Below are 23,304 nucleotides of genomic sequence, written 5' to 3'. Positions count from 1 at the left end.
CCCAGCGTGCATCCTCCTGCGAGGTCTCGCTGGCCTCAGCCGAGGTGAGCAGCGCCAGGCCGCCCCTGGCCGCGCTCATGGCGTCCAAGTAGGCGTTCATGACGCCGGCTTCCGCAGTCGCCTGCGGCGGCCGATGCCCCCGCCGAGGCCGCCGCTGTGACAGGTGTCGGCCAGGATCACAACCCGCTCGGCCAACAGGTTCTCGCGCAGCGAGAGGTCAATCTCGCGCATGGGCAGCGCGCTGCCGGCGATGTCATTCGGGTCGGTGTCGTACGTCCACAGGTAGAGATTACTGGTACGACCGGGGTCGGGTCCACCATGACAGGCGAAGTAGATCAGTACCACATCCTCCTCGGCCGGCTTCTGCAGGAAGCTGCGCAGCGCCCGGCTGATGGCCTGGGTAGTGGCCGCCTCGTTGACGAGCAACTGGATGTGATCGGCCGCAAAGCTGCCGCCCGCAGGCGTGAGCAACAGCTTGTGAACCTCCTCAGCGTCCCGGTGCGCCCATTTGAGGTTCAACTCCTTGTGCTGGTAGTCTGAGATCCCCACGACGATCGCCCAGCGCTCGATGTCCGGGCGATAGCGCCCAGGGGCGTTGACCAGGGTCGCGCGGGTTGTCGCGGTCTCGCTGACATTGGGTGACATTGAACCTCCAGGGTCTGATCAGGAAGGCGCCGGACAGATGGTCAGTGGAACCGCCATCTGTCCGGCAGGTTTGTGCAACTCAATGATCTGGTGGGATTGAAGATCCGATCTCACTTCACAACGCGCACCGTCACCTGCGTCGTGATCCAGGTCCGTTCCGGTTCCGGCGACACTGGGCTGCGATCCACACCGGCGCGCTTCAATGCAGAATCCAGAGGCTGGAGCTGCAATGAATCATAGTCGGTCGTATCGGTGGTAGCAAACACTTTGAAGATGTCAATCGCCTCATTATCCCTGGCTCCGGGCGGCACAGTGGAATAGAGACGGGGCAACTCCGGCGACTTTCCGGGCGCAATGGGAGGCAGTAGCAGGGTCTGGCCAGGTTCGAGAGGGTAGTAAGGTGGCTCGGTCACGTTCGGCAGCAAGCGGTTGATGCCCCAGTCCGGCGCCAGGTTGAGCACAGCGACGTTCATGGTGCGGCGGGCAAGCTCCGCGACGTAGTCCCTGGCATCGCTGGGCGGTCCAGGCAATGGCTCAAAGAGGTTGCGAATGCGAAGGTAGTATGCCTGACCTAGCCCTGGCCTGGCGCCTTGGGGGGTATGTTTTACCGTGGGTGTCCCTCCCGGCTCATTGAACTCCTCATCCGGCGTACGCATCAGCGTCACCTCCAATTTTCCTGCCAGCCGCGACATGGTGTCCGGGCTGCTCAACTCCAGCACGTTGAAGTATTTCGCCAGGTGGTTGAGTTGATAGGCTGTTTCCCTGGGATAGGCGACGGGTACTGGTTGCAGGTTCGCCAGCGGCTGATCGTTGGCGGCCCGGATTTCATATTCCTTGTTGGCGGTGAGGCCGACATGAAAGTAAGCGTCTTCGCCATTGGCGGCCAGCCGCACGAAATGCTCCTCGCTCCGAGATATGATCATCGCAAGGTTGGCGAGCGCAGCTTCGACCAGGTCGGCCGGCGCCGCGCCCCCGCGTACCAGTTGCACCGCCCGCTGCTGCTTCTGTCCAGGGTCAAAGAGGAGCGCCTGGCAGCCCGGCTCGATCGTTCCATCCCCCAGGCGGCGCAGCACCTCGGCCCACGATTCAGCATCGTTCATGCCGCCATCTTCGCGCGTGACCGGCTCACGGACTTCAGCCACGGCCAGGCGTTGGTCGGTCTGTTTGAAATCGGTGACGCCCTTGCGATAGACGAAGAACTGCGCGCCGATGCCGACGCCGTCGGATGGGCCAATGTGGAGGCGCAGCCGATCTCCCTGCGCCTCCAAGATATTGACCCCCGCCGGCAAGGCCAGGGCCGCGCCGCCGAAGACGGCCCGGCGGCTTACCCCCTGCAATTGCGGCGTTTGAGGCTGGTTCAAGCCGTGAACACAGCTCATCACCTGTTGGCGGACCATCTCCCAACTCGCGACCGGACTTTGTAGCGTATGCCACAGCCAATAGGTCAGATAACCGTGCTGCTTGCCGTTCGGCGCAGGATGGAGCCGGTCATACTCGCCTGCCAGTTCGGATGCTGCACAGGCGGCCAACAGGGTGTAGCCGTTCGGATCGGGCAGCCAGCCGCTGGCCACCGATGCCCCGCGCGTGCCGCGCGTCTGCGCTTGCCAGATGGTCGCCAGTTCGTCGGGGGCGCCGGCGAGCGTGCTGGGGACGCGCGGAATCTTGTCAATCTCGTCGCTGCCGCGTACGCCTTCCATGCTTCCCCTGGACGCCGCGCCGCCAGCATGGCAGCTATCGAGGATGACGGTGACGATCAGCTTACGATCGACCAGCGCCTGCAGCAGCGCGGCCAGCTCCAGGTCGCGCACGTAGCGATCCTCGGGCTGGGCCTCGTTTACGATCTGGCCGTAATCGGTGGGTACCAGCGATTCGTCCAAACCGTCCTTGCCCTTAATGTCCGGCCGGATCGTGACGGCCCGACCACCGTGGCCCGAGTAGTGGATATAGACCTGATCGCCCGGCTGCGGGCCATCGGGTTTCGCCAGCGCCTGCAGTGCCGCGATGATGTTGGCCTTGGTGGGCTGCCGCTCGGGCGGCTCCTGGGGCTCGTGCTTCGGTCCGCTGGCCGGCACGGTGGCCGTCAATTTCTTGATGTGCGCCGCCGGCACGTTCCGCCGCTCGCGCAGGAACGCATCCATCAGCAGGATGTCGTTGACGCAGCCGCCCAGATTGCCGTAGCGCGGCAGGTCCGGGATGGTGGCAGGCATGTAGCAGTCAACGCCGATGAGCAGCGCCCAGATGTCGGGAGTGGTGGTGGGATGGTCGTTCATGTTTCTCTCCTTGTGAAAATGAGTTGCATTGGTGTTTCGGACATCATATTCCCCTTGTGGGCATCGCCTGATGTGTTGCTTGGCGGTCGCCGGCGCGGGCGAGAAGAAGGTCGAAGTTGCGGTAGTCGGTGATGGTCATGTCGTTCTATTGATCCTCAAACGCATATGCCGTCAACTGGACACTGGCTCCGGCGTCGCCACCTGACAGTCAATCGCCTCGCGCAGGAATCCACGGCGCTCGGGGCAGGTGAGCGTTCGGGTGACGCGGGTCCTGCTCAGCGCCAGCAGGTCGGCGGCACGCGTGAAGTAGAGCTGCGGGTAGGTCTTGGCGTTGTCAAAGGCGTTTGGACTAAAGAGCACCAGGCGGCCGTCGGAGGACAAGTTTACCTCTTGCATCCTCCACGGGAATACCGTCAGCTGCTCTCCGGTCGTCCCGTCCCACAGGCGCGTGCTGCCGTCATGCCCGCTGGCCGTCAACACTAAGCTCCCATCGGCCGATATGCGCACCGTGTCTATCACGCCGATGTGACTTCGCAGGGGCGTTGTCTTACCCGTGGCCAGGTCCCAGATGCGGGCGGTCGTCGTGGACCCATCGGGTATCACCAGCCGGCCACCGTCGGCGGTGATAGCCATAGCGACGGCGCTGATCGGCGTGCTGCCGGCCGGGATCTCCGCCAGCTTTGCGCCGTCAGCTACCGCCCAGACCGTGATGCCATCCTCGTTCGCCGTGATGATGCGCTTGCCATCCGGCGAGAAGATCAAGCTGGCGCCGCGGCCGAACCCGCCGTCAACCGGGAAGCTTCCCGTACCACCTGCGACGCCTTCGCTGGGCAGATGCAGCCGGCCGGTGGCTGTGTCCCACACCCGGACGATACGGTTGCTGCCCGCTTCGGTCGTCAACGTCGACCCGTTCACGAAGAACAAGCTTCCGTCCGGCGAGAAGCCAAGCTGCCTGATGGCCTCGTACGGGGGCATGTCGCCCGCCAGCGGCCGCGGTTTACCCGTGGCTGTAGCCAACAAGACCGGCACGAGACGCACCATTTCGCCGGGCAGCCGCATGCTCCCCCCGAGCGCAGCGCCGTCAGGCGCAAGGACGATGTCGCCGTTCGCCTTGCCGCTGAGGTCGAGTGCTCCGGCGCGCTCGCCCGTGGCAGTGTCCCACCAGACCACCGATAGGCCCTGTTGGGCGTATAGAAAGCGGCTCTTGGCGGTGAAGGCGGGATCGCGGTAGGCGCCTGCCTCCCAACCGGGCAAGCGCGCGGCGATGGGATCTTCAGGGCCGGCCGCCTGCAATCTAACTCCGTCTTGCGATACCACCGCTAGCTCATTGCCGTCCGGCGCCATGACCGCCTGCCCTGCGTCGAAGAGCGCGTACTCCTCGCCCGTGCGGGACGCCCACAGCTGCACGCTCCCCGAACTTGCGGTCACAAAGGTGCGGCCGTCCGGCGAAACGGCCAGGGCATCGGCCTGCAGGCTGCTGGTGGGGTCAACTGACAGCAGCTCCCGGGTATTCGCAATGTCCCATCCGCGGACGTCGCCGTAGCCTGCAGTAAGCAGCGTGCCGTCGAGGGGCGAGAACTCGATCAGCTGAGCTTGCTCCTCCAAAGTCGTCTCCTGGGCCACAGAGACGCGGGATGGCGACGTGCCGGGATCCGGGAGGGTCCACACGCGGACGGTATTGTCGTCTGCCGCAGTCGCCACCAATCGGCCGTCCGGCGCAAACCGTGTGACATTCACGTCGGCCTGGTGGCCTGCGATGCTGTGCGCCGGCTGCGCAAACGCGTCACTGGCCGCTCGCACTTGAACCGTCTTGCCTTCGCCATTCGCCAGCATGCTCCGGTCCGTCGAAAACGACAGGCTGCCGCGGTTGACCGGGAATTCGGCCAGGGTGTCGCCCGTGGCCGCGTCGAGCACCTGTGCCTGTTGGCCCGCGCCAAGATAATCGGCGGTCACCAGCACGATGAGCGTGTCGCCGGCTGCGAAGGACACCGCCTCGGCCGATTCGCCCTCACGACCGGGAAACGTAAGCTCGCCCCGGCCGTCGGCGGCGTTCCGAATATCCACCGTGCCATCGTCTGCCGCGACGGCGAAACGGCTGCCGTCGGCCGACCAGTCAGCCGCGACGCCTTGGAACGGCGGGTCGGCCACGCCCGTCCTCGCATCCCACAGGCTGACGCCGCCGCTGTCGTCAACCGTCAAAATTCGCTCGCCGTTGGGTGAGAAGCGTGCGTCTGTGATGTAGTCGCCTGGCGGGTCGTGCAACTGGACGACCGGTTTCAAGGATGGCATCTCCAGAATCTGCGCGACGGGCTGCTCGCCGCGATTGCCGGTCACGAGCAGCCGGCTGCCGTCGGGCGCAAACGTGGTCGAGTTGATCCAGAGACCGTCCGGCGCGTAGGCGCCGCGCAGCAGTGACCCGCGCAACGCCCGGCGCAACGCCTCCTCAGATTCGAAGGTGCGCGTGACGCTGATGGCCTCCTGCGCGACCAGGAGCGCAAGCTCGGGATCCCGGTCAATTTGCCCAAGCGCGACCGCGGACAGCTCACCCGCACGGGCGCGCCGCGTTTCGCGCTCGGCCTCGGCCTGTTTCTCCTTCGCAATCTGCTCGTTGACGACCGCGGTTGCCTCTGCGTTCAGCGCCCGCGTTGCCTCTGCAACGGCGGTCGCCTCGGCCTTCACGGCACGACTCTGGAGTCCGAGCGAGATTGCTGTGGCTGTGATCAATACCAGCGCAAACAGCGTTGCAGCGCCGAGCACGCGGCGCCAAAACCTGGTGCGCGCCTGCACACTGTCCTGCACAAAAGCCAATTCTACACCGTTTAGCCATTTCGTATTCGCCGGCGCAGCGATCTTGGGCGCCAGTACCTGCCGCGCCCAACGCACTCGCCCCACCAACCCCTTCTGCTTCCCTCCCGTGGGCCACAGCGTCTCCTCCACCTGCGGCAGGCGGGGGTCATCGTCCCACAGCAGGCCGGTCTTGGCCGCGGGCGCGGCCTTGCCCCATTCCGTGGCCGCCTGCGCCAGCCGCCGCTGCAAGGGCAGGTATTCCTCAGCCTCCTGCTTCCAGCGCAGCAGTTTGTCCCAGGCCAGCACCAACGCATCGTGCGCCGGCTCGACGTAGGCTTCGCCTTTGGTGCCATCGGGATTATCCGCAGTGCCGCGCACCAGCAGGCGGGCCTCCACCAGCCGGTCGAGCACGGCCTTGACTCGTGTATTTTCTTCCTCCGTCGGATACTCCAGCTCGCTCAGCGCCACCCGCCGCCGGGCCAGCTCACCGCCCTCGACTGCCACCATGCGCAGCATCACCCGCTGCATGGTCAGGCGGTGCGCATCATCGGGCAGACGATCATACTCCTCGGTGGCCCGGTTGCGCAGCGAGCCGACCACCCCGCCCAGCGCCTGGTAGTCCGCACCCGCCAGCGCCCGGTCGTCACGGCCGCTCTGCACGTACTTGACGTACAACTCGCTCAGGGTGAAGGAGAGCAACGGCAGCGCGCCGGGGGTCTGGATCACCTCCTTGATCAGGTCGTCCACCAGCTCCGGCGGGTCGAAGTAGAGCACGCGCACCGAGGCCGGTCCCTCGATCACCTGGCGCAGGTCCTCGATGTCCATGGGCGGCACGATGTAGCGGGCCGGCGGCTCGGCAAGGCGGGCCGATTGCCAGAGGTTAGCCAGCGGAGAGCCCTCCTGAGTAAACTGCGGCTCGAAGTCGGTACGCAGGGTGATGATCAGGCGGAAGGCGGCGGGCTGCTGCTCCACGGCCGCGGCCAGCAGGCGCAGGAAGCGCTCCCGCTCGGCGTCGTCGCGACACAGGGTGGCCAGCTCCTCGAACTGGTCAACGGTGAGCACCAGGCGCTCGTTGGGATGCCCCTCAGCCCAGCGGGCGATGGCCTGCGCCAGGGCGTTGTCGTGCGCCAGGCCTGGGAGGTCTCCGAGACCTGACAGGTCTTCGCCCAGCTCGGCGCGCAGCAGCGCGGCCAACGCCTGCACCGGCTGATCGGTGGGCCGCATGGGAGGAAGGACGCGGTAGAGAGGCCCGCCGGGCCGTAGAACGGACCCGGCTACAAGGTGCAAGGCCCTGCGGGCCTGGGTGTCAACGGCTCCATCAGCCCCGGAGGGGCTTCCATCTGGTAGCCGGATGGCCTCGGCCTCCGGCGGGCTTCCGATCTCCGGTCTCTGATCTCCAATCTCCAGTCTCTCAAGCCGCGGTAGCACCCCCGCCTTGACCAAGCTCGACTTCCCCGTGCCCGACGCGCCCAGGACGGCCAGGAAGGACTGCCGATCCACCAGCGCCGTCAACGCCTTGATCTCGTCCTCGCGGCCGAAGAAGAGCGGGGCATGCTGCTGGTCGTAGGACTTCAGGCCGCGGTACGGGTTCAGCTCGTCGGTCAGATCGGGCGCCGGCGGCAGGTTCAGCGGATGACCGGGCGCCAGGAAGATGAATTCCCCCTTGCGATGCTTGTTCAACGGCCACAGGCCGGGCGTCTGCTCGTGGCTGGCCTGCTCCTCGGCCTGCACCTCTACCTGCTGACGCAGATAAAGGTACAGCTCGGTGGCGGTGATGACGCCGTCGCCCCGGTCTTTGGGCACCAGGTCGGCCTCGCCCTTCTCCAGCGCGTCGAACAGGGCCAGGGCGAAGGGAGAATGCTGGCGGCCATCCGTCTCGCGGCGGCCAAGCACGTTGCCGCCCAGCACGTCCAGCGCCTTCTGATCGTACGCGGCCGAAGTCAGCACCTGCCAGGCGGGCGAGAGCAGGTAGCGGTCGTAGCGCTCCTTGTGGATCACGTCAGGCAGCGCGCCGATGTGGCGCGTGGCGGACCAGCGGAACGCGCCGGCGAAACAGCAGTCCAGGATCGCCAGCATATGGCGGCACGGCAGGGCGGTCAGCCAGGCGTGCAGGTCGGTCATGGCCAACATGCTGGCGGAGTCGCCGGGGCGGGCGTCCTGGGGGACGAGATAGCCGCGCGGGCCGTCGTCGCCGTCCAGGGCCACGCCATGGCCGGCGAAGTAGATCAGCAGGCGGTCGTCCTCGCCCAGGCGGGCCGGCAGCTCCTCGGTGAACAGCGCAGCCAGCCGCGCCCGCGTGACCGGCTGATTTGTTTCCGGCTCGGTAAGCAGGATGGTCTCGTAGCCGTGCGCATCACGCAGCAGATCGGCCAGCCGCGCCGCGTCGTTGACCGCGGTGGTCAGCCGCGGGATGCCGTTGGCGTAATCGTTGATGCCGATGACGATGGCGAGGGAGTGGGTGAAGTCGGTCATGGCTGTTGCGCCTCCTCCGCCAGGCTGTCCAGTCCAAGCTCGCACGCTTGCCAGAAGGACTGCAGCGTGTCATAGGCTTCAGCCAGGGTACGGGCGCTAAGCCCGAGGTCTTTGGCTAAAGCGTCATAAGCCGAAGACCAGGACAGAGGGGGCAACGGTAGTGACGCCAGCGCCGGATGTGTATCCCGGACTGCAAAAGTAACCGCGACTGCCGATCTGAGGTCACTCAAAGGCAACAGACCGGAGTCTATGAGCAACACCAAGTCTACGAGATCCTTCACACGCGTGTTCTCTCGATCTCGCCACGGAAACGTGTAGGCATAAATCTTCTCGGCAAATTGCTGCGCCAGGGGGTAGACGGCGATGCGCGCTGGCGGGATGCCCGCAAAGGCAAGGAGATCGCCGCCCGTGATCCAATCGAATGGGCCTGCAACCGAATCGCCGAGTGCGATGTCGAGGTGGAACCGGGCAAAGACGCGACTGGCCAAACGCGCCTCAACCTGGCAACGGAAACCGCCGCTGGGCGCGCCCGTTAGCTCAGTTTTCGGTTGGTGAATCAAGAACTGAAAGCCATCGCCCAGATCACGCTCGGCCATCTTCTGCACATGATCGAATGCGCTGGACCGGACATCATCCGGCCCGATTGCGACGATCGCCTGCGGTATGCATGCCGGATCGGGGATTGACAGGTCAAGGTCTACAGTGGAACGCGCCCGGCCAGGCAACCGCAGTTCCAGCGAATAACCGCCTTTGAGCAACCAGGGGGGAGTCTCGTTGGCAAACAGCCGCGCCATCAGCCGCTCAAAGGCGACCTGTCGCTGCAGCCGCTGTAAATCCATGCTCCGCTCCTGAGCCGTCTGGCGTAGCCGGGTTTCAAGCGCCACGCGGAAAGCCTGCGGCGTCTTGTATGGCCCGATCATTATGTCGGCTCCTGGGTCAGCGCAGCCGCCAGCGCCTGGTCGAGACGCGCGCGCGCCGCAGACGAACAGGCCACTGTGGCCAGCGCGGGCCGCCGCACCAGGCCGTGCTGCAAGGCATCGCGAGCAGCCCGGTCGAGATGCTCCTGGCTGAGGGCGCTCTCGGCTACGTCCACGAGTGTGCGCAGTGGCGTTGTCACCTTGAATCCGATGCGCTGCTCGCTATCCGTGGGCGCGAGATTGGCCCGGTACAGCACGCAGCCCGCTGGCGTCGATTTGCGAAATCCGGGCGGCACGGTCAGATGCACCGCAGCCGGCATGACATCGCTCAGGTTATGGACGGTGAGCGCGGTCTCGTGGGAGATCACAGCCTGGGGAACCCCCTGCTGATTGCGGCTCCACAGCGACCAGCGAATCAGGTCTTCGCGCTCGCCGGGCGGGTAGTCGCGCAGACGGAAGACGCCGCGCGCGACCTGTTCCCAGGCCCCGCTCTGCCGGTGAAAATGCTGCTGGCTGTAGGCGTAGCCGACCTGCAGCGCCTGCTGCGCGGTGAAATAGCCGCCCTGGGAGTCGGCTATCTCGTAAAGCAACCGTCGGTTGGAGTGAGAGTCCTGCGGCATGATACAAAAACCTTATAGTGACTATAAGTATTTTACGTATGGAATGCATTCATGTCAACATGCGACCCGACATTCAGGCGCAAAGGGCCGGTCGAACGACGTGCTCTCCCCTGCCGCCGCCTCCACCACGAAGGCGCGGTAACGCGCGCCGGCGCGGGTGATGAGGAGGTCGAAGTTGTGGTAGGTGGTGATTGTGCTGACTGGCCTCGTATCGTCGGCGCCACCATCCCTTCAACTGCGTCTGCCGATCGTGCTGCACTGTCTACGCGTCGAAGCTCGCCAACATGCTCGCTGGTGTCAACAGCCGGACGTTGTTCATGGCGGACCAGCGCTGCACGTCATCGGAAAAACCTGACCGGGAAAAGAGAAGATGGTACGTGTCAGGGCGCGGGAGAGTCCCCAGGGCACGCACGTGTCCCAGGTAACGCTCCAATTCCTGGTAGGTGAATGGCTGAGTGTGCCATTTGGCCTCGCCGAGAATAGCAGCGCGACCCTGTTCGTCCAGACCCACGATGTCAAGCTGATGGTCGGGATTCCACCAGGTGCCGACCCTACCGACCCGTTCGGGCAGGACCCCAGCCACGCTTGCCAAGCGCACCCAATCGCGGCACATGGCCTCGAAAGGCAGTCCCATATAGTCGGGTAGCCGGGCCATGACCAGGTCTGCAATACGCTCGACATCGCCAAACTCAATGTGTCCTTGGTTCGCCTCGATGAAGCGGAACCAGAATCGGAAGAAGTTGTCGGTCAGATGATACTGCGTGTAGTAGGCCCGCGTCGGATGCGTTTCGGTGACTGGCAACACCCGCTCGACCAAACCCAGGTCGCCGATCAGCGGTTCCATGACACGTGTGAGCGTTGACGTACTGACCCCAGCCGCTTCCGCAATGTCCGACCAGCGATGCCTGCCGTGGGCGATGGCGCGTAAGACAGCGAGAGCGCCGCGTGCTTCGTACACTTGGTGGTGCGCAGCAAAGACAGCTTGTGGCTCGACATACAGGCGCGACGACGGCGATACGATGGCATTGACGATGTTATCCCGCAAGGAACGCTCCGGGCGGAAAAAGGTGAGATACAGCGGCACACCGCCAAGAATACCGTAAGCGGTCAGGGCGGCGTCCGGATCGGCATAGCCCACCAGCTCCGCAGATGCGCGAAAGTCGAGCGGTCGCACTGGCAGACGCCCGGTGATGCAGCCCGCCAGCGGCGCCGCTCCGGTCAGAAGGGTCTCCATCATCTGCACCGCTGACCCGCACAGAACCAACATGATGTTGAGTGTGTGCCCGATCGCATCCCACCAATTCTGTAGCACAGAAGGCAAGCTGGCGTCTCGTGAGGCCCAATAGGGGATTTCGTCGAGCACAAGCAACAAGCGCGACTCCTGCGCCAATCGCTCGATGAGCGCAAAGACGGCAGCCCAGGAGGTCGGCGGTTGGGCGATCAGCACGGAGTCCCCGGAAAAATCCGCCAACGCCTGACCTAGCGCAGGCAGCTGTTCCGCAGTCCCGGTCAGAAAGCAGCGGTAGTAGACGGCCCGCTTGTTCTGAGAGAAGTGTTCAAGCAAATACGTCTTGCCGACTCGGCGCCGGCCAGTGACGGGAATGCACTCTGCGCGCTGAGAGTGCCAGAATCCCTCCAGGGTAGCCAATTAGCGTTCGCGATCTACAAAGGTCATAGATAGTCCTTATCAAGCATCGTTCTGACAATAGACATAGTATATCACATAATTAGTTCCATGTAAAATAGTTCCACAAATAATAGTATCTCAAATGGAACTAAGTTCTGTTTTATCTGCCAGTCTTCCACTTTCAATGAACACGAATGCGCAATCTCGAGAACCTCGCGTGGCGTTTGCCGACCAGGGTGAGGTCTGGATGTACCAGTCATCTGACGGACGTTGCGGTACGCGCCGCGCCAGGCCGCCGAGGTGGGCGATCTCATCCGGCGCGAAGGGCAGGTCGAAGACCAAGCTGGCCTCGCCGGCGGGCGCGTCCACCACGAAGGCGCGATAGCGCGCGCCCGCGCGGGTGATGAGGAGGTCGAAGTTGCGGTAGGTGGTGAGGGTCATGGGTGGGCCTCCATATTTCGCAGGATGAGCGGTACACTCATTCAGCTCTCAGCTTCTCCAGCGTCGCCGCGTCAAAAATCTCCGTCGGAGCCTTGCCCGCCCGCAGCGCTGTGATCCACGCGGTGCGCGAGGCGATGAGCGAGGCGTCAGCGCCGGCCTCTGTCCATCTCTGCACCGCAAACTCGAAATCCTCGATCGCCCCCGACACATCGTCCGTCAATGCGCGCGCCAGGCCGCGGCCATCGCGAGCGTGGCCATCCTTGGGCGCCAGCTTGACCGCCGTCTCGCAGGCGTCGAGCACCAGGGCCGCCTCGTTCCAGGCGGCGCCATACCAGCAAAGCGCGCTCCAAGACTCAACATCCTTCCCGAAGGCTGAGAATTGGCCGTTCTCACGCAGCCAGCCGTTGAGTTGATCCAGCGTTGCCGTGGCTGTGATCACATTCCCGGCCCGGGCCTGCGCCGCGACCTGGGCTTGAATCGCCGCGATGGCATCGGGAGGTAGCGGTGCTTCGACACAGGTGGGCCGGTAGTTGCCCTTGATCCAACGATTCCATTCGTCCCACGAGAGATTGCGCGGCGCACGGCGACAGGTGGCCGCCACAAGATCCGCCATTTGGACGTACCAGATGCGGGCGGTGCCGTCGGCGCCACTGGTGAGGATCTTGGATTCATCCCGGCTCCACGTCGCCTGATAGACCCAGTCGGTGTGGCCTGTGAGTACGACCAGCTCATTGCCGGTGGCGGCGTCCCAGATGCGGGCGGTCCGGTCGGCGCTGCTGGTGAGGATCTTGGATTCGTCCCGGCTCCACGTCGCCTGATAGACCCACAAGGTGTGGCTGTGAGTACGACCGAAATTTCATTGCCGGTGGCGGCGTCCCAGATGCGGGCGGTGCGGTCTGGCGCTGCGGGTGAGGACCTTGGATTCATCCCGGCTCCACGTCGCCTGAAAGATCTCGTCCGTGTGGCCTGTGAGTACGACCAGCTCATTGCCGGTGGCGGCGTCCCAGATGCGGGCGGTGTCGTCGTCGCTGCGGGTGAGGACCTTGGATTCATCCCGGCTCCACGTCGCCTGAAAGATCTCGTCCGGGTGGCGTGTGAGGACGACGAGCTCATTGCCGGTGGCGGCGTCACAGATGCGGGCGGTGTCGTCGTCGCTGCGGGTGAGGACCTGCGTTCATCCCGGCTCCACGTCGCCTGATAGACCATGTCCGTGTGGCCTGTGAGTACGACCAGCTCATTGCCGGTGGCGGCGTCCCAGATGCGGGCGGTGTCGTCGCGGCTGCTGGTGAGAACCCTGGATTCATCCCGGCTCCACGTCGCCTGATCGACGGGGCCCGTGTGACCTGTGAGTACGACCAGCGCTTTGCCAGTGGCGGCGTCCCAGATGCGGGCGGTGTCGTCGGCGCTGCTGGTGAGGATCTTGGATTCATCCCGGCTCCACGTCGCCTGCTCGACGGAGTCCGTGTGGCCTGTGAGTGTGACCAGCTTTTTGCCGGTAGCGGCGTCCCAGATGCGGGCGGTGCGGTCGCCGCTAAAGGTGAGGATCTTGGATTCATTCCGGCTCCACGTCGCCTGCTCGACGGAGCCCGTGTGACCTGTGAGGATGACCAGCGCTTTCCCGGTGGCGGCGTCCCAGATGCGGGCGGTGTCGTCGGCGTCGCGGGTGAGGATATTGGATTCATCCCGGCTCCACGTCGCCTGCTCGACGGAGCCCGTGTGACCTGTGAGTACGACCAGCTCATAGCCGGCGGCGGTGTCCCAGATGCGGACAGTGCGGTTTTTGCTAGCGGTGAGGATCTTGGATTCATCCCGGCTCCACGTCGCCTTCCAGACGTCGGCCGTGTGGCGGAGTCTGACCAGCTCCTTGCCGGTGGCGGCGTCCCAGATGCGGGCGGTGCCGTCGCGGCTGCTGGTGAGAACCCTGGAATCGTTCCGGCTCCACGTCGCCTGATAAACGAGGGCCGTGTGGCGGAGTACGACCAGCTCTTTGCCAGTGGCGGCTTGCCAGATACGGACGGTGCCGTCGTTGCTGCGGGTGAGGACCTTGGATTCATCCCGGCTCCACGTCGCCTGATCGACGTCTGTCGTGTGGCCTGTGAGTACGACCAGCGCTTTGCCAGTGGCGACGTCCCAGATGCGGGCGGTGCGGTCGGCCCTGCTGGTGAGGATCTTGGATTCGTCCCGGCTCCACGTCGCCTGAAAGATCTCGTCCGTGTGGCCTGTGAGTACGACCAGCTCATTGCCGGTGGCGGCGTCCCAGATGCGGACGGTGTTATCGCCGCTGCTGGTGAGAATCTTGGATTCATCCCGGCTCCACGTCGCCTGATAGACGGAGCCCGTGTGGCCTGTGAGTACGACCAGCTCCTTGCCGGTGGCGGCGTCCCAGATGCGGGCGGTGCCGTCGTTGCTGCGGGTGAGGACCTTGGATTCATCCCGGCTCCACGTCGCCTGATCGACGTCTGTCGTGTGGCCTGTGAGTACGACCAGCGCCTTGCCAGTGGCGACGTCCCAGATGCGGGCGGTGTTATCGGCGCTGCTGGTGAGAACCCTGGATTCGTCCCGGCTCCACGTCGCCTGAAAGATCTCGTCCGTGTGGCCTGTGAGTACGACCAGCTCATTGCCGGTGGCGGCGTCCCAGATGCGGGCGGTGCGGTCGGCGCTGCTGGCGAGGATCTTGGAATCATCCCGGCTCCACGTCGCCTGCTCGACAGGTCGCGTGTGGCCTGTGAGTACGACCAGCTCCTTGCCGGTGGCGGCGTCCCAGATGCAAGTGGTGCCATCGCCGCTGCTGGTGAGGAGCCGGGATTCATCCCGGCTCCACGTCGCCTGATAGACGTCGCCCGTGTGGCAATAGAACACCGCCGCGCTGCGGCCAGGATGGGCGACGGCAACCCGGATGGCATCGAATGCTTCGGTTGCGTCAGGTTTGTGGTCTTCAGTCGCGCGGCCGGCTTCTATAGCCAGCAACAGGGCCGGTTCATAGTGATTATCAGCCAACTCCTTGGCGGACAGAACGGCAAGCTGGCGCGACCGAGCGATTGCTGCCTCGCGTTCTGCCTCAGCCTGCTTCTGTCTGGCGTCAGCAGCAGCGGTGGCCTCGGCCTTGGCAGAGCGCTGGGCATTCGCCTCTGCCGTTGCGCGCACATTGCTTTCGGCAACGGCGGTAGATTGGGCGCTCACTGCACTATCCCGCTGGATATTGGCCTCGTTGCGTTGTTTTGTGGCCTCACTTTGCTGTGCCAATGCAAAGATCGTAATGGCGGTGAGTGCTATCACCACCAGGCTCGTAATCGAAACCACCCTCCGCCAAAACGCCGTGCGCGCCCAAACGCTCGACTGCACAAAAGCCAATTCCACGCCGTTGAGCCACCTCGTCTCCGCTGGCGCCCCGATCTTCGGCGCCAACACTTGTTTCGCCCAGCGGAAGCGTCCGCGCAGCCCCCGCTGCTTGCCGCCCGTCGGCCACAGCGTCTCCTCCACCTGCGGCAGCCGCGGATCATCGTCCCACAGCAGGCCGGTCTTGGCATCGGGCGCGGCCTTGCTCCACTCTTGGCCGCCTGCGCCAGCCGGCGCTGCAACGGCAGGTATTCCTCGGCCTCCTGCTTCCAGCGCAGCAGCTTGTCCCAGGCCAGCACCAAGGCATCGTGCGCCGGTTCGACGTAGGCCTCGCCTTTCGTGCCGTCTGGATTGTCCGATGTGCCGCGCACCAGCAGGCGGACCCCCACCAGCCGGTCGAGCACCATCTTGACCCGCTCGTTCTCTTCGGCGGTCGGGTACACCAGCTCGCTCAACGCTACCCGCCGCCGGGCCAGCTCGCTGCCTTCCACGGCCACCATGCGCAGCATCACCCGCTGCATGGTATCCTTGTGCGTTGTATCCGGCAGGCGATCGTACTCCTCGGTGGCCCGCTTGCGCAGCGAGCCGATGGGTGAACTGCGGCTCGAAGTCGGTGCGCAGGGTGATGATCAGGCGGAAGGCGTCGGGCTGCTGTTCAACCGCTGTGGCCAGGAGTCGCAGGAAGCGTTCCCGCTCGGCGTCGTCACGGCAGAGGGTGGCCAACTCCTCGAATTGGTCAATGGTCAGCACCAGCCGCTGGCCGGGATGGGTTTCGACCCAGCGGGCGATGATCTGCGCCAGGGCGTCGTCGCTTCCGACCAGACTACCGAAGCCTTCGGCTCGGCGCAGCAGCGCTCCAACGCCTGCACCGGGCTGGTCGGTGGGCCGCATGGGGGGGGGCGCGGTAGGCTTCGTTCGTAGTAGCGACTTCAGTCGCTCTTGCGGGCGCGGGACGGCTGAAGTCGTCACTACGAACCTCAAGCCGCGCAGCAACACCCCGCCTTGACCAGCGACGACTTGCCCGTGCCCGACGCGCCCAGGACGGCCAGGAAGGGCTGCTGCTCCACCAGCGCCGTTAGTTCCTTGATCTCGTCCCGCGGCCGAAGAAGAGTGGGGCATGCTGCTGGTCGTAGGACTTCAGGCCACGGTAGGGTTTGGCTCGTCGGTCAGATCGGGCGCGGGCGGCAGGTTGAGCGGATGACCGGGGGCCAGGAAGATGAACTCCCCCTTGCGGTGCTTGTTGAGCGGCCAGAGGCCGGGCGTCTGCTCGTGGCTGGCCTGCTCCTCGGCCTGCACCTCCACCTGTTCGCGCAGGTAGAGATAAAGCTCGGTGGCGGTGATGACGCCGTCCCCCTGGCCCTTGGGCACCAGGTCGGCCTCGCCCTTCTCCAGGGCGTCGATCAGGGCTTGGGCAAAGGGGGAGTGGCCTTTGCCATCACTCTCGCGCACGCCGATGGCCTTGCCGTTGAGCACATCCAGCGCCTTCTGGTCGTAGGCGGCGGAGGTGAGCACCTGCCAGGCGGGGGAGAGCAGGTAGCGGTCGTAGCGCTCCCGGTAGATCACGTCGGGCAGCGCGCCCATGTGGCGGGTGGCGGCCCAGCGGAACGCGCCCGCGAAGCAGCAGTCCAGGATCGCCAGCATGTGCCGGCAGGGCAGCGCGGTCAGCCAGGCGTGCAGGTCGGTCATGGCCAGCATGCTGGCCGAGTCGCCGGGGCGGGCGTCCTGGGGCACCAGGTAGCCGCGCGGGCCGTCGTCGCCGTCCAGGGCCACGCCGTGGCCGGCGAAGTAGACCAGCAGGCGGTCGTCCTCGCCCAGGCGGGCCGGCAGCTCCTCGGTGAACAGCGCGGCCAGGCGCGCCCGCGTCACCGGCTGCCCGTCCGCCGATCCAGTCAGCAGGATCGTCTCGTAGCCGTGTGCATCGGCCAGCAGTTCGGCCAGCCGCGTCGCGTCGTTGACCGCGGTGGTCAGCCGCGGGATGCCGTTGGCGTAGGCGTCGATGCCGATGATGATGGCGAGGGAATGGGTAAAGCTGGTCATAGGCGGATGTCGTCCTCTTTGCTGATCCACACAGCCCAACCTGTGTCTGTGCTAAATTCCCCGGAGAGTGTCTTTCCCCGTCTGATTGATCTCGGCCATCCAGCCGACGCGATCCCTGTGGTCGCCCTCCAAGACCCGCACAACCCAATAGGGTATGTCCAACGCTTTGTGTTTGAACATGACCGGACCATCCAGAACGAGCACCGTTGTCTTGTGGGCAATTTCGACGACAGGCTCGCTATCCATGTGGGGGAGGGGCCTCAGGTTGTTCTTCAGCGGGTTGTCAATAACTGCTTCGCGACTGATGTTGATGTTCATCGTGATCTCCTCAAAATTCGGGTCTTTGTGTCTTTGTGTCTTTGTGTCTTTGTGTGAGTTATTTGGTTCCGGCTCGTGACTTGATGGCTGACGGGTTACACCACCCCTGCCTCCGCCGGCCGCACGACCATGCTCGCCACCTCCACCGTCGTCCAGTCGTTGAACGCCTCGTCGCTGCCGGGCGCGGCGCCGAAGTCGCGAGTGTGAACGCGGGCCATCAGGCGGTTCAGGGTGCTGAGGCGCTTGGGTATCGTGCGGGTGGTCGGCGCGAACGTCACCGGCAACTCGCCCTGCTGCAAGAGCGTGGCGTCGGCCTCATCCGTGCTGACGATGAGCTTGAGGATGTCGCGCCGCTGCTCCGGTCACGCCCCGCCGAGAGGTTCGTCGGGGATGTACAGGTCAATCGTCTTGCGCAGCCGGCCGCGCACCAGCACGGTCGCCCACGTTTCCTGGCCCGGCTCCAGCCAGACGCCGCCCTTGGGCAACAGACCGGCGTATGCGCGATAGCTCTCGGTCAGGTCCAGCAGCATGCAGAAGAAGCGCTGATCTGACGTGGCGTTACGCAGGCGAATCTGCACTCGGGGCCAACGCCACTTCCCATCCACCTGCTCGTAAGCTAACCGCAGCCCAGAAGAGGTACTCAGCAACTCCAATTCGCCGCCCTCGCGCTCGCGGTAAATCTCCAACTGCACGGCGTCGCGCTCCAGCCCCGTGGCCGGGTTGGTCAGCCGGGCGGTGCTGACCCAGCGGGCGATGTGCTCCAGGCGTTGGGCGACCAGCCTGGCGCCGTCTGGATCGAGTCCAGGGGTATCCACGGCGAAGCGCAAGGCCTCAGCCGCGCGGCGGATGCGGTAGCGCCCGCTCTCCGCATCGGCCAGCAGGCGATACTCGGCCCCCGGACCGTCACCCTCCCGCACCAGCAGCGAAGGCGCGGCCGGCCCGTTGATCTCGGCCAACGCCCGGCGCACCAGGCCCAATGCCGCCGGGTCGCCCTCGAAGGCTACGGCCAGCGGCGGCAGCGGGGTGCTGGTCACCACGGCCTTGTAGGTCGTTTTGGTGCTCAGGGGCACGCCGCTGCGCCCCATCGGCGCGACCAGGCTTTGCCCGGGAAACACCTGCACCACGCTGGCCTGGCCGATCGCCTGCTCCAGGCTGCGCAGGCGGGCGAGGTCAACGTCGAAGGGGAAAAGGGCAAACTGCGTGGTCTCGCCGCTCTCTGTGGGCTGTGGGATGCCATGCACTGCGCCCGCGTCTACGACCCAACCCAATTCTTTGTTGACGCTCAGGGTGAAAGCGGCCGGCGCAGCCGGAATGGCGCCGCCCAGGAAGGGCTGCTCCAGGTCGGCCGGCTCGCTGGCCTCCATCTGCGGATCCTGCTCGGGCACCCGCCCCTGCACCAGGGCGTTGACCCGCTTGAACAGGTCGCGATAACTCAGGGCCGCGCCCGTCTGCTGCAAGGTGTCCTGCAGGTAAAACGAGAAGGCGCCGCGCTTTTCGAGGCCGGACGGGCCGGGGAACCAGGTTTCTTTGGCGGTCTGCTCCGGCCGGCAGGCGGCCAGCAGGATGTGACGGCCGGAGGCGATGGCGGCCCAGGGCCTGGCCGGGCTGGCTGCGCCCGATGCCTGGCCTTGCAGCGCCGCGACCTGCTGCGGCGTCACGATGTAGCTGGCGATGGGCCGGACGCCGGGGTGGGCCTTCTCCTGGCGCACGGTGATCTCCTCAGCAGTGCGCGTGCCGGAGCCGGAGTGGCAGCAGTCGAGGATCACGGTGAAATGCGGGCCGTTGGCCGCCACCTCGCTGATGAGCTGGGCCAGTTCCTTGTCGGCCAGGTCCCAGCCGCCCGCCGCCCGGCTGTCGTGGCAGACCAGGGTTTCGTTCATGCGCTCAGGTTCGAAGTCCCAGAACTCCGGCGGCGCGTGCTCCTGCGAGCCGTGGCCGCTGTAGTAGAACAGCGCCACGTCATCCGGCCCGGCCTGGCCCAGGTGGCCCCGCCAGGCTTCGATCAGGCCCTTGCGTGTGACCTGCTCGTTGACCAGCAGGCGGAGCGCGAAACGGTCGCCCGCGCCGGTCACACGCGCGGCCAGCAGGTCGCGCATGCGGGTCACGTCGTTGACGCAGCCGTTGAGCGGATTGACCCCGCCCAAATAATCGTCAATACCGACAAAGAGGGCATAAATCGTGCGAGCCATGGGCCCCATCTCCCGTTGGTACAAAAACCAATTCGTGAAAATTGAATTGGCGAAAACGCCAGGATTCTTTCGCCACGAATGACACGAATTCACACGAAAACAAAACCAATTCGTGAAAATTCGTGAAATTCGTGGCAGAAAACGCCAGGATTCTTTCGCCACGAATGACACGAATTCACACGAAAACAAAAACCAATTCGTGAAAATTCGTGAAATTCGTGGCAGAAAACGCCTTCCCTGCGCGGACGCGTCTACTGATCCCAACTGAACTTGCGCACGAAGACCGGGATGCTCTGCACGGCTTCGATGGTCTGAGTTAGTTTGCCGTCCAGCATCAGGGAGTTGTCCCACCAGTTCTGGCCTGGGAAGATCCAGGACCCTGCCACCCACGCGGTGATGCTGAACAGGTAGTCGGGCAGCGGTTCGCCGTTGGCGAGGACACCGGTGCGCAGCCATTCGAACATCTCTTTGGTGAACTGCGCGTGCAGGGGTGTTTCGACTTTGGGATAGCGCCTGTCTTGCTCGCCGCCGGGCAGCCAACCCCCTTCGCCGCCGATCAACGGCAGGACACGGCCCAGCCGCTCCTGCATCCACCCGGCGTGCGCCAGGAACTTGAGCGCGCAGATGTAGTCATCGAAAATGGTGTGCCCCGGATTGTCGGCCTGATTGCGCGCATCATAGGGATAGGCCGGCGGATGGTTCTCGCCGTAGTTGTGGTGCGCAAAGAAGGCGCGGTCCCAGATGTCCTTGCGATTCATGCTGGCGATCGCATCCACCGCGGCGTCGAAACCGGGCCGATCCAAGACCTGAATGCCGGGATAACCGCCGGCATCGTAGACACGCACGGCCGCACGCGCCCAGTTGGAGCCGAAGGCCTGCACCCAATCTGACGGTCGTTGCTGGCTGCGCCATTCGCGATCGTCCTCTGGCTCGTTGAAAACCTGCACATAGAGCGGCGGCCGGGCCGGATCGTGCGCAAAGCCGCTGCCGTGCAAAGCCTTGCGCACCCCTTCGACGTAGGCCGCGGCATCCACAATGCTGTCTATGGGGTTGCCGATGCGCACCACGGGCATGATGCCGGCGCGGAAACAGGCGCGCGCCGCGCGCTCAGCCTGCAGCTCGTCCAGCGCATGGATCAGCGTCCAGGTGGCGCGGATGGATTTGAGATGTCCAATCGTGCGCGCGATGAACTCGTCGCGCAAATCGGTGTGGAAGTGCAGGCCAATGCCGTTATCCTGCGGCGGCCGCGGATAGGTGCGCAGATGCGCGGTGTTCTCGGCCGTCAGGCGCACCGTGGGCGGTCGCGTGGTTCCGGGCGGGTTGCGCGGCGGCTCGGGCGGCGACTCCCCCCCGTCAACCTTCACCGTCACCGGGAAGTCATGACGGCTGCCGTCGCGCAGAAAAACGCGCAACAGGTAGGTGGTGGTCACCGTGGGCGCCACGGTGTGCGTTTCCTGCGCGTCGCCTCCCTGCACTTCCAGGAAAACCTTGCCTACCCCCTTCACATCCCAACGGAGCGTAACCGATCCGCCCGGCTTGATCGCGTCCGGCTCGGCGCGGAACTGCACGCTCACGCCCTCAGGCAATGACCCGGCAGGCGGCGCGTCGGCGGCCTTGCGCGTGCGCTGAAAAACCACGTAGAACGAATGATGGAAGCGTGAATTCCACAGCTCGCCGCCAGGGCCGCGCTCGTCATCATGGTCCGTGTGCAGATGGGTCACCCTATCGCTCTTGTCCGCAGCGCTGGCGCTCGGCCCGGCGATCCAGACCGAAAGCACCTGCCCCTTGTCCACCGGGATGTTGCCGGCTGGCTCATTGGCGCCTTTGTCCAGCGGCTGAGGGTTCGCTTCTTCATCAGGTTGGCGGCCGTCCCAGGTCCAGCCGGCCCACACCGGCGCCCCGGCCACGCGCTGACCGCTTTCGTCCAGCGCCTCGATGAAAATGGTGTAGTTGGCCTGATTTTCCTCCGGCGTCAGGTGATGGACGCCTATCGCACGCCAGTAAGTCTCGCCGGCAGCCACGTCGGCCGGTTCGATGCGCACACCGTACTTGGGACCGGCGTCGTCGAACGCCGCGCCGGTCTGCTTGAGATGCTCGAGAAAGCGGTTGTTGTACTGTTTCATGCTGGTAATCCTCCTTGCGATGGTATACTGCAAGCGGGAATAGACTGTAACTGCTCAGGCGGCCCCCCTGCCCCCCAATCCTGGGGGAAAAGCATTCGGCTCCCCCAGGATTGGGGGCAGGGGGGCACTCTGGGCGCTATCGAGACCATTCTCACTGCCTGGCTGAGCAGTTACGCCCGCTTGCAGTATGGTTCAACGGAAATGGTGTCGCCAGTGTGCTTGATCTACGGCAAGCAATCTGTCAGGACACTCACACGCTGACCTGGCGCAGACGAGCTGGCGCCAGGTCAGCGCCGGGGCACAAGGCCCGATGCGACTAGCGGTTGCGCACGGTGCGGCGTGCGACCAGCAGGCCGGCCGCGGCCGCCAGCAGCGCCAGCGGCCATAGAGGCAGCGCGAGGCGCGGGCCGGACGGGCCAGCGAGGCTCGCCAACTGCACGGCCGTGGGCTGACAGTTGTTCGCGCCGACGACCAGGTATTGATTGGTGGAAATGCGGGTGTAGGCGCCGCCGACGGAATTGAGGCCACCCGCCGCCCAAATCCGGCCCGCGGCGTAGGCGTTGACCATGCCCGCGGCCGACTGCGTCATGGGGTCTACGTAGCTCCAGGTGTTGGTCGCCGGGTTGTAGCGCTCCGCGCTGTCCAGGCTGGAGAAGGTCGCTCCCAGGCTATCGGTGCCGCCGTAGATGTAGACATAGGCGCCGTCGGTGGCGATGCCCGGCGAGACGCGCGCCACCTGCATGGGCGCCAGCGTAGCCCAACTATCGGTCGCCGGGTCGTAGGCCTCGAACGCCGTCATGCCGGCGTAGTTCGGGTCAGCTCCCTGCGCGCCGCCGGCCACGTAGATTTTGCCGTTGAGCGTGACAGCCACGTTGTTTTCACGCGGTCGGCATGGACGCACGCAGCGTCCAGGAGTCCGTGGCGATGGTGTATTCGTAGTTGGTGGAATTAGAATTGTAGTCGCCGTCGTCGCCGCCCATGACATAGACCTTACCGTTGTAGGCGGCCTGCGCGGCGGTGCCGATGCCAAGATCCCCCACCGGAATGGGCGCGCCGGATGACCAACTGTTCGCGCCTGAATCATAGATGAGCGTGGACGTGACGGCGTACAGGCCGGTCGAAATATCGGCGTAGCCTCCCACGACGTAGATGCGCGTCCCGACTGCCGACGGCTGAATGCCGTAGAGGCCCATCGGCATGGGCGCACGCGAGGTCCACGCGTCGGTGGCGGGGTTGTAGAGATCCACATTGGGCACGGCGACGCTGCCAGGCGTGTTGCCGCCGACGGCGTAGAAGGTGCAGCCGTCCACAGAGGCGCCGCCCATCAGCCAGCCGGCGGTGGGCACGGCTGCGCCGGCGCCCCAGGCCAGGGGGCGAGCCTCACGCGGACCGGCCGGTGCGGCCGGCGGCAGGCCAGGGGACGCTGCGGCGGAAAATGCTCCCACCAGCAGCACCAGGATCGTCATTACCAACACAGTTGTCCAACGAATTTTCGTAGCCATTTCCAGTTCCTCCTTGCGTT

17 protein-coding genes and 1 pseudogene are annotated in these 23,304 nt (G+C 65.1%); 1 reads left to right on the top strand and 17 read right to left on the bottom strand.

The genetic code is table 11. The annotated features are described in order from the left end of the window. Positions 1–96 precede the first annotated feature (96 nt). The 10 genes from IPM84_19640 to IPM84_19595 all read right to left on the bottom strand — a co-directional run bounded on the left by IPM84_19640 (position 97) and on the right by IPM84_19595 (position 15,636). A complete protein-coding gene (locus tag IPM84_19640; protein ID MBK9094933.1) occupies positions 97–645 on the bottom strand; it encodes a caspase family protein in 549 nt (182 codons plus the stop codon). A gap of 110 nt (positions 646–755) precedes the next feature. After that, positions 756–2,915, bottom strand: coding sequence for a caspase family protein (locus IPM84_19635; protein ID MBK9094932.1), 2,160 nt, complete (start codon positions 2,913–2,915; stop codon positions 756–758). 171 nt (positions 2,916–3,086) lie between these two features. Then, complete coding sequence (locus IPM84_19630; GenBank protein ID MBK9094931.1) at positions 3,087–8,174, bottom strand: caspase family protein; 5,088 nt, start codon at positions 8,172–8,174, stop codon at positions 3,087–3,089. Continuing rightward, positions 8,171–9,013: a nucleotidyl transferase AbiEii/AbiGii toxin family protein gene (locus tag IPM84_19625; GenBank protein MBK9094930.1), complete on the bottom strand. Its 843-nt coding sequence runs from the start codon at positions 9,011–9,013 to the stop codon at positions 8,171–8,173. Before IPM84_19625 ends, IPM84_19630 begins: the two co-directional genes overlap by 4 nt. 80 nt (positions 9,014–9,093) lie before the next feature. After that, complete coding sequence (locus IPM84_19620) at positions 9,094–9,711, bottom strand: hypothetical protein (GenBank protein MBK9094929.1); 618 nt, start codon at positions 9,709–9,711, stop codon at positions 9,094–9,096. Positions 9,712–9,973: 262 nt separating this feature from the next. After that, positions 9,974–11,275: an ATP-binding protein gene (locus IPM84_19615; protein MBK9094928.1), complete on the bottom strand. Its 1,302-nt coding sequence runs from the start codon at positions 11,273–11,275 to the stop codon at positions 9,974–9,976. A 201-nt stretch (positions 11,276–11,476) separates the two neighbouring features. Then, positions 11,477–11,779, bottom strand: coding sequence for a hypothetical protein (locus IPM84_19610; protein ID MBK9094927.1), 303 nt, complete (start codon positions 11,777–11,779; stop codon positions 11,477–11,479). Positions 11,780–11,816: 37 nt separating this feature from the next. Beyond that, positions 11,817–12,218: a hypothetical protein gene (locus IPM84_19605; GenBank protein MBK9094926.1), complete on the bottom strand. Its 402-nt coding sequence runs from the start codon at positions 12,216–12,218 to the stop codon at positions 11,817–11,819. Continuing rightward, complete coding sequence (locus IPM84_19600) at positions 12,215–15,055, bottom strand: hypothetical protein (protein ID MBK9094925.1); 2,841 nt, start codon at positions 15,053–15,055, stop codon at positions 12,215–12,217. Before IPM84_19600 ends, IPM84_19605 begins: the two co-directional genes overlap by 4 nt. Next, the gene (locus IPM84_19595) at positions 15,052–15,636 is read right to left on the bottom strand and encodes a hypothetical protein (GenBank protein ID MBK9094924.1); all 585 of its coding nucleotides are present in this window, start codon (positions 15,634–15,636) and stop codon (positions 15,052–15,054) included. Before IPM84_19595 ends, IPM84_19600 begins: the two co-directional genes overlap by 4 nt. Before the next feature lie 7 nt (positions 15,637–15,643). Here IPM84_19595 and IPM84_19590 point away from each other — a divergent pair, with 7 nt between their 5' ends. Then, positions 15,644–16,036, top strand: a complete 393-nt coding sequence (locus IPM84_19590) for a hypothetical protein (GenBank protein ID MBK9094923.1) — start codon at positions 15,644–15,646, stop codon at positions 16,034–16,036. 56 nt (positions 16,037–16,092) lie between these two features. Here the strand turns inward: IPM84_19590 and IPM84_19585 are convergent. The 7 genes and pseudogenes from IPM84_19585 to IPM84_19555 all read right to left on the bottom strand — a co-directional run bounded on the left by IPM84_19585 (position 16,093) and on the right by IPM84_19555 (position 23,284). Continuing rightward, a pseudogene (locus IPM84_19585) lies at positions 16,093–17,152 on the bottom strand (caspase family protein). A gap of 51 nt (positions 17,153–17,203) precedes the next feature. Continuing rightward, the gene (locus IPM84_19580) at positions 17,204–17,470 is read right to left on the bottom strand and encodes a hypothetical protein (protein ID MBK9094922.1); all 267 of its coding nucleotides are present in this window, start codon (positions 17,468–17,470) and stop codon (positions 17,204–17,206) included. 95 nt (positions 17,471–17,565) lie between these two features. Next, a complete protein-coding gene (locus IPM84_19575) occupies positions 17,566–17,769 on the bottom strand; it encodes a hypothetical protein (protein MBK9094921.1) in 204 nt (67 codons plus the stop codon). Positions 17,770–17,832: 63 nt separating this feature from the next. After that, positions 17,833–19,659, bottom strand: coding sequence for a caspase family protein (locus IPM84_19570; GenBank protein ID MBK9094920.1), 1,827 nt, complete (start codon positions 19,657–19,659; stop codon positions 17,833–17,835). Positions 19,660–19,910: 251 nt separating this feature from the next. After that, complete coding sequence (locus IPM84_19565) at positions 19,911–21,782, bottom strand: hypothetical protein (protein MBK9094919.1); 1,872 nt, start codon at positions 21,780–21,782, stop codon at positions 19,911–19,913. A gap of 316 nt (positions 21,783–22,098) precedes the next feature. Then, a complete protein-coding gene (locus IPM84_19560; GenBank protein MBK9094918.1) occupies positions 22,099–22,653 on the bottom strand; it encodes a hypothetical protein in 555 nt (184 codons plus the stop codon). Positions 22,654–22,660: 7 nt separating this feature from the next. Further along, positions 22,661–23,284 (bottom strand): hypothetical protein, encoded by a 624-nt coding sequence (locus IPM84_19555; protein ID MBK9094917.1) that lies wholly within the window; start codon positions 23,282–23,284, stop codon positions 22,661–22,663. Positions 23,285–23,304: the final 20 nt, after the last annotated feature.

This window comes from Candidatus Amarolinea dominans (assembly GCA_016719785.1).
Lineage (GTDB): Bacteria > Chloroflexota > Anaerolineae > SSC4 > Amarolineaceae > Amarolinea > Amarolinea dominans.
Note: the sequence above shows the minus strand (reverse complement) of the source record. Positions and strands in the feature narration are given on the sequence as shown.

What these genes read in the sequence shown, in the direction of transcription:
- IPM84_19565 (MBK9094919.1), bottom strand. Translation starts at nt 21,782, where the DNA reads ATGAAACAGTACAACAACCGCTTTCTCGAGCATCTCAAGCAGACCGGC.
- IPM84_19595 (MBK9094924.1), bottom strand. Translation starts at nt 15,636, where the DNA reads ATGCAGCGGGTGATGCTGCGCATGGTGGCCGTGGAAGGCAGCGAGCTG.
- IPM84_19630 (MBK9094931.1), bottom strand. Translation starts at nt 8,174, where the DNA reads ATGACCGACTTCACCCACTCCCTCGCCATCGTCATCGGCATCAACGAT.
- IPM84_19610 (MBK9094927.1), bottom strand. Translation starts at nt 11,779, where the DNA reads ATGACCCTCACCACCTACCGCAACTTCGACCTCCTCATCACCCGCGCG.
- IPM84_19555 (MBK9094917.1), bottom strand. Translation starts at nt 23,284, where the DNA reads ATGGCTACGAAAATTCGTTGGACAACTGTGTTGGTAATGACGATCCTG.
- IPM84_19635 (MBK9094932.1), bottom strand. Translation starts at nt 2,915, where the DNA reads ATGAACGACCATCCCACCACCACTCCCGACATCTGGGCGCTGCTCATC.
- IPM84_19640 (MBK9094933.1), bottom strand. Translation starts at nt 645, where the DNA reads ATGTCACCCAATGTCAGCGAGACCGCGACAACCCGCGCGACCCTGGTC.
- IPM84_19620 (MBK9094929.1), bottom strand. Translation starts at nt 9,711, where the DNA reads ATGCCGCAGGACTCTCACTCCAACCGACGGTTGCTTTACGAGATAGCC.
- IPM84_19625 (MBK9094930.1), bottom strand. Translation starts at nt 9,013, where the DNA reads ATGGATTTACAGCGGCTGCAGCGACAGGTCGCCTTTGAGCGGCTGATG.
- IPM84_19570 (MBK9094920.1), bottom strand. Translation starts at nt 19,659, where the DNA reads ATGGCTCGCACGATTTATGCCCTCTTTGTCGGTATTGACGATTATTTG.
- IPM84_19580 (MBK9094922.1), bottom strand. Translation starts at nt 17,470, where the DNA reads ATGAACATCAACATCAGTCGCGAAGCAGTTATTGACAACCCGCTGAAG.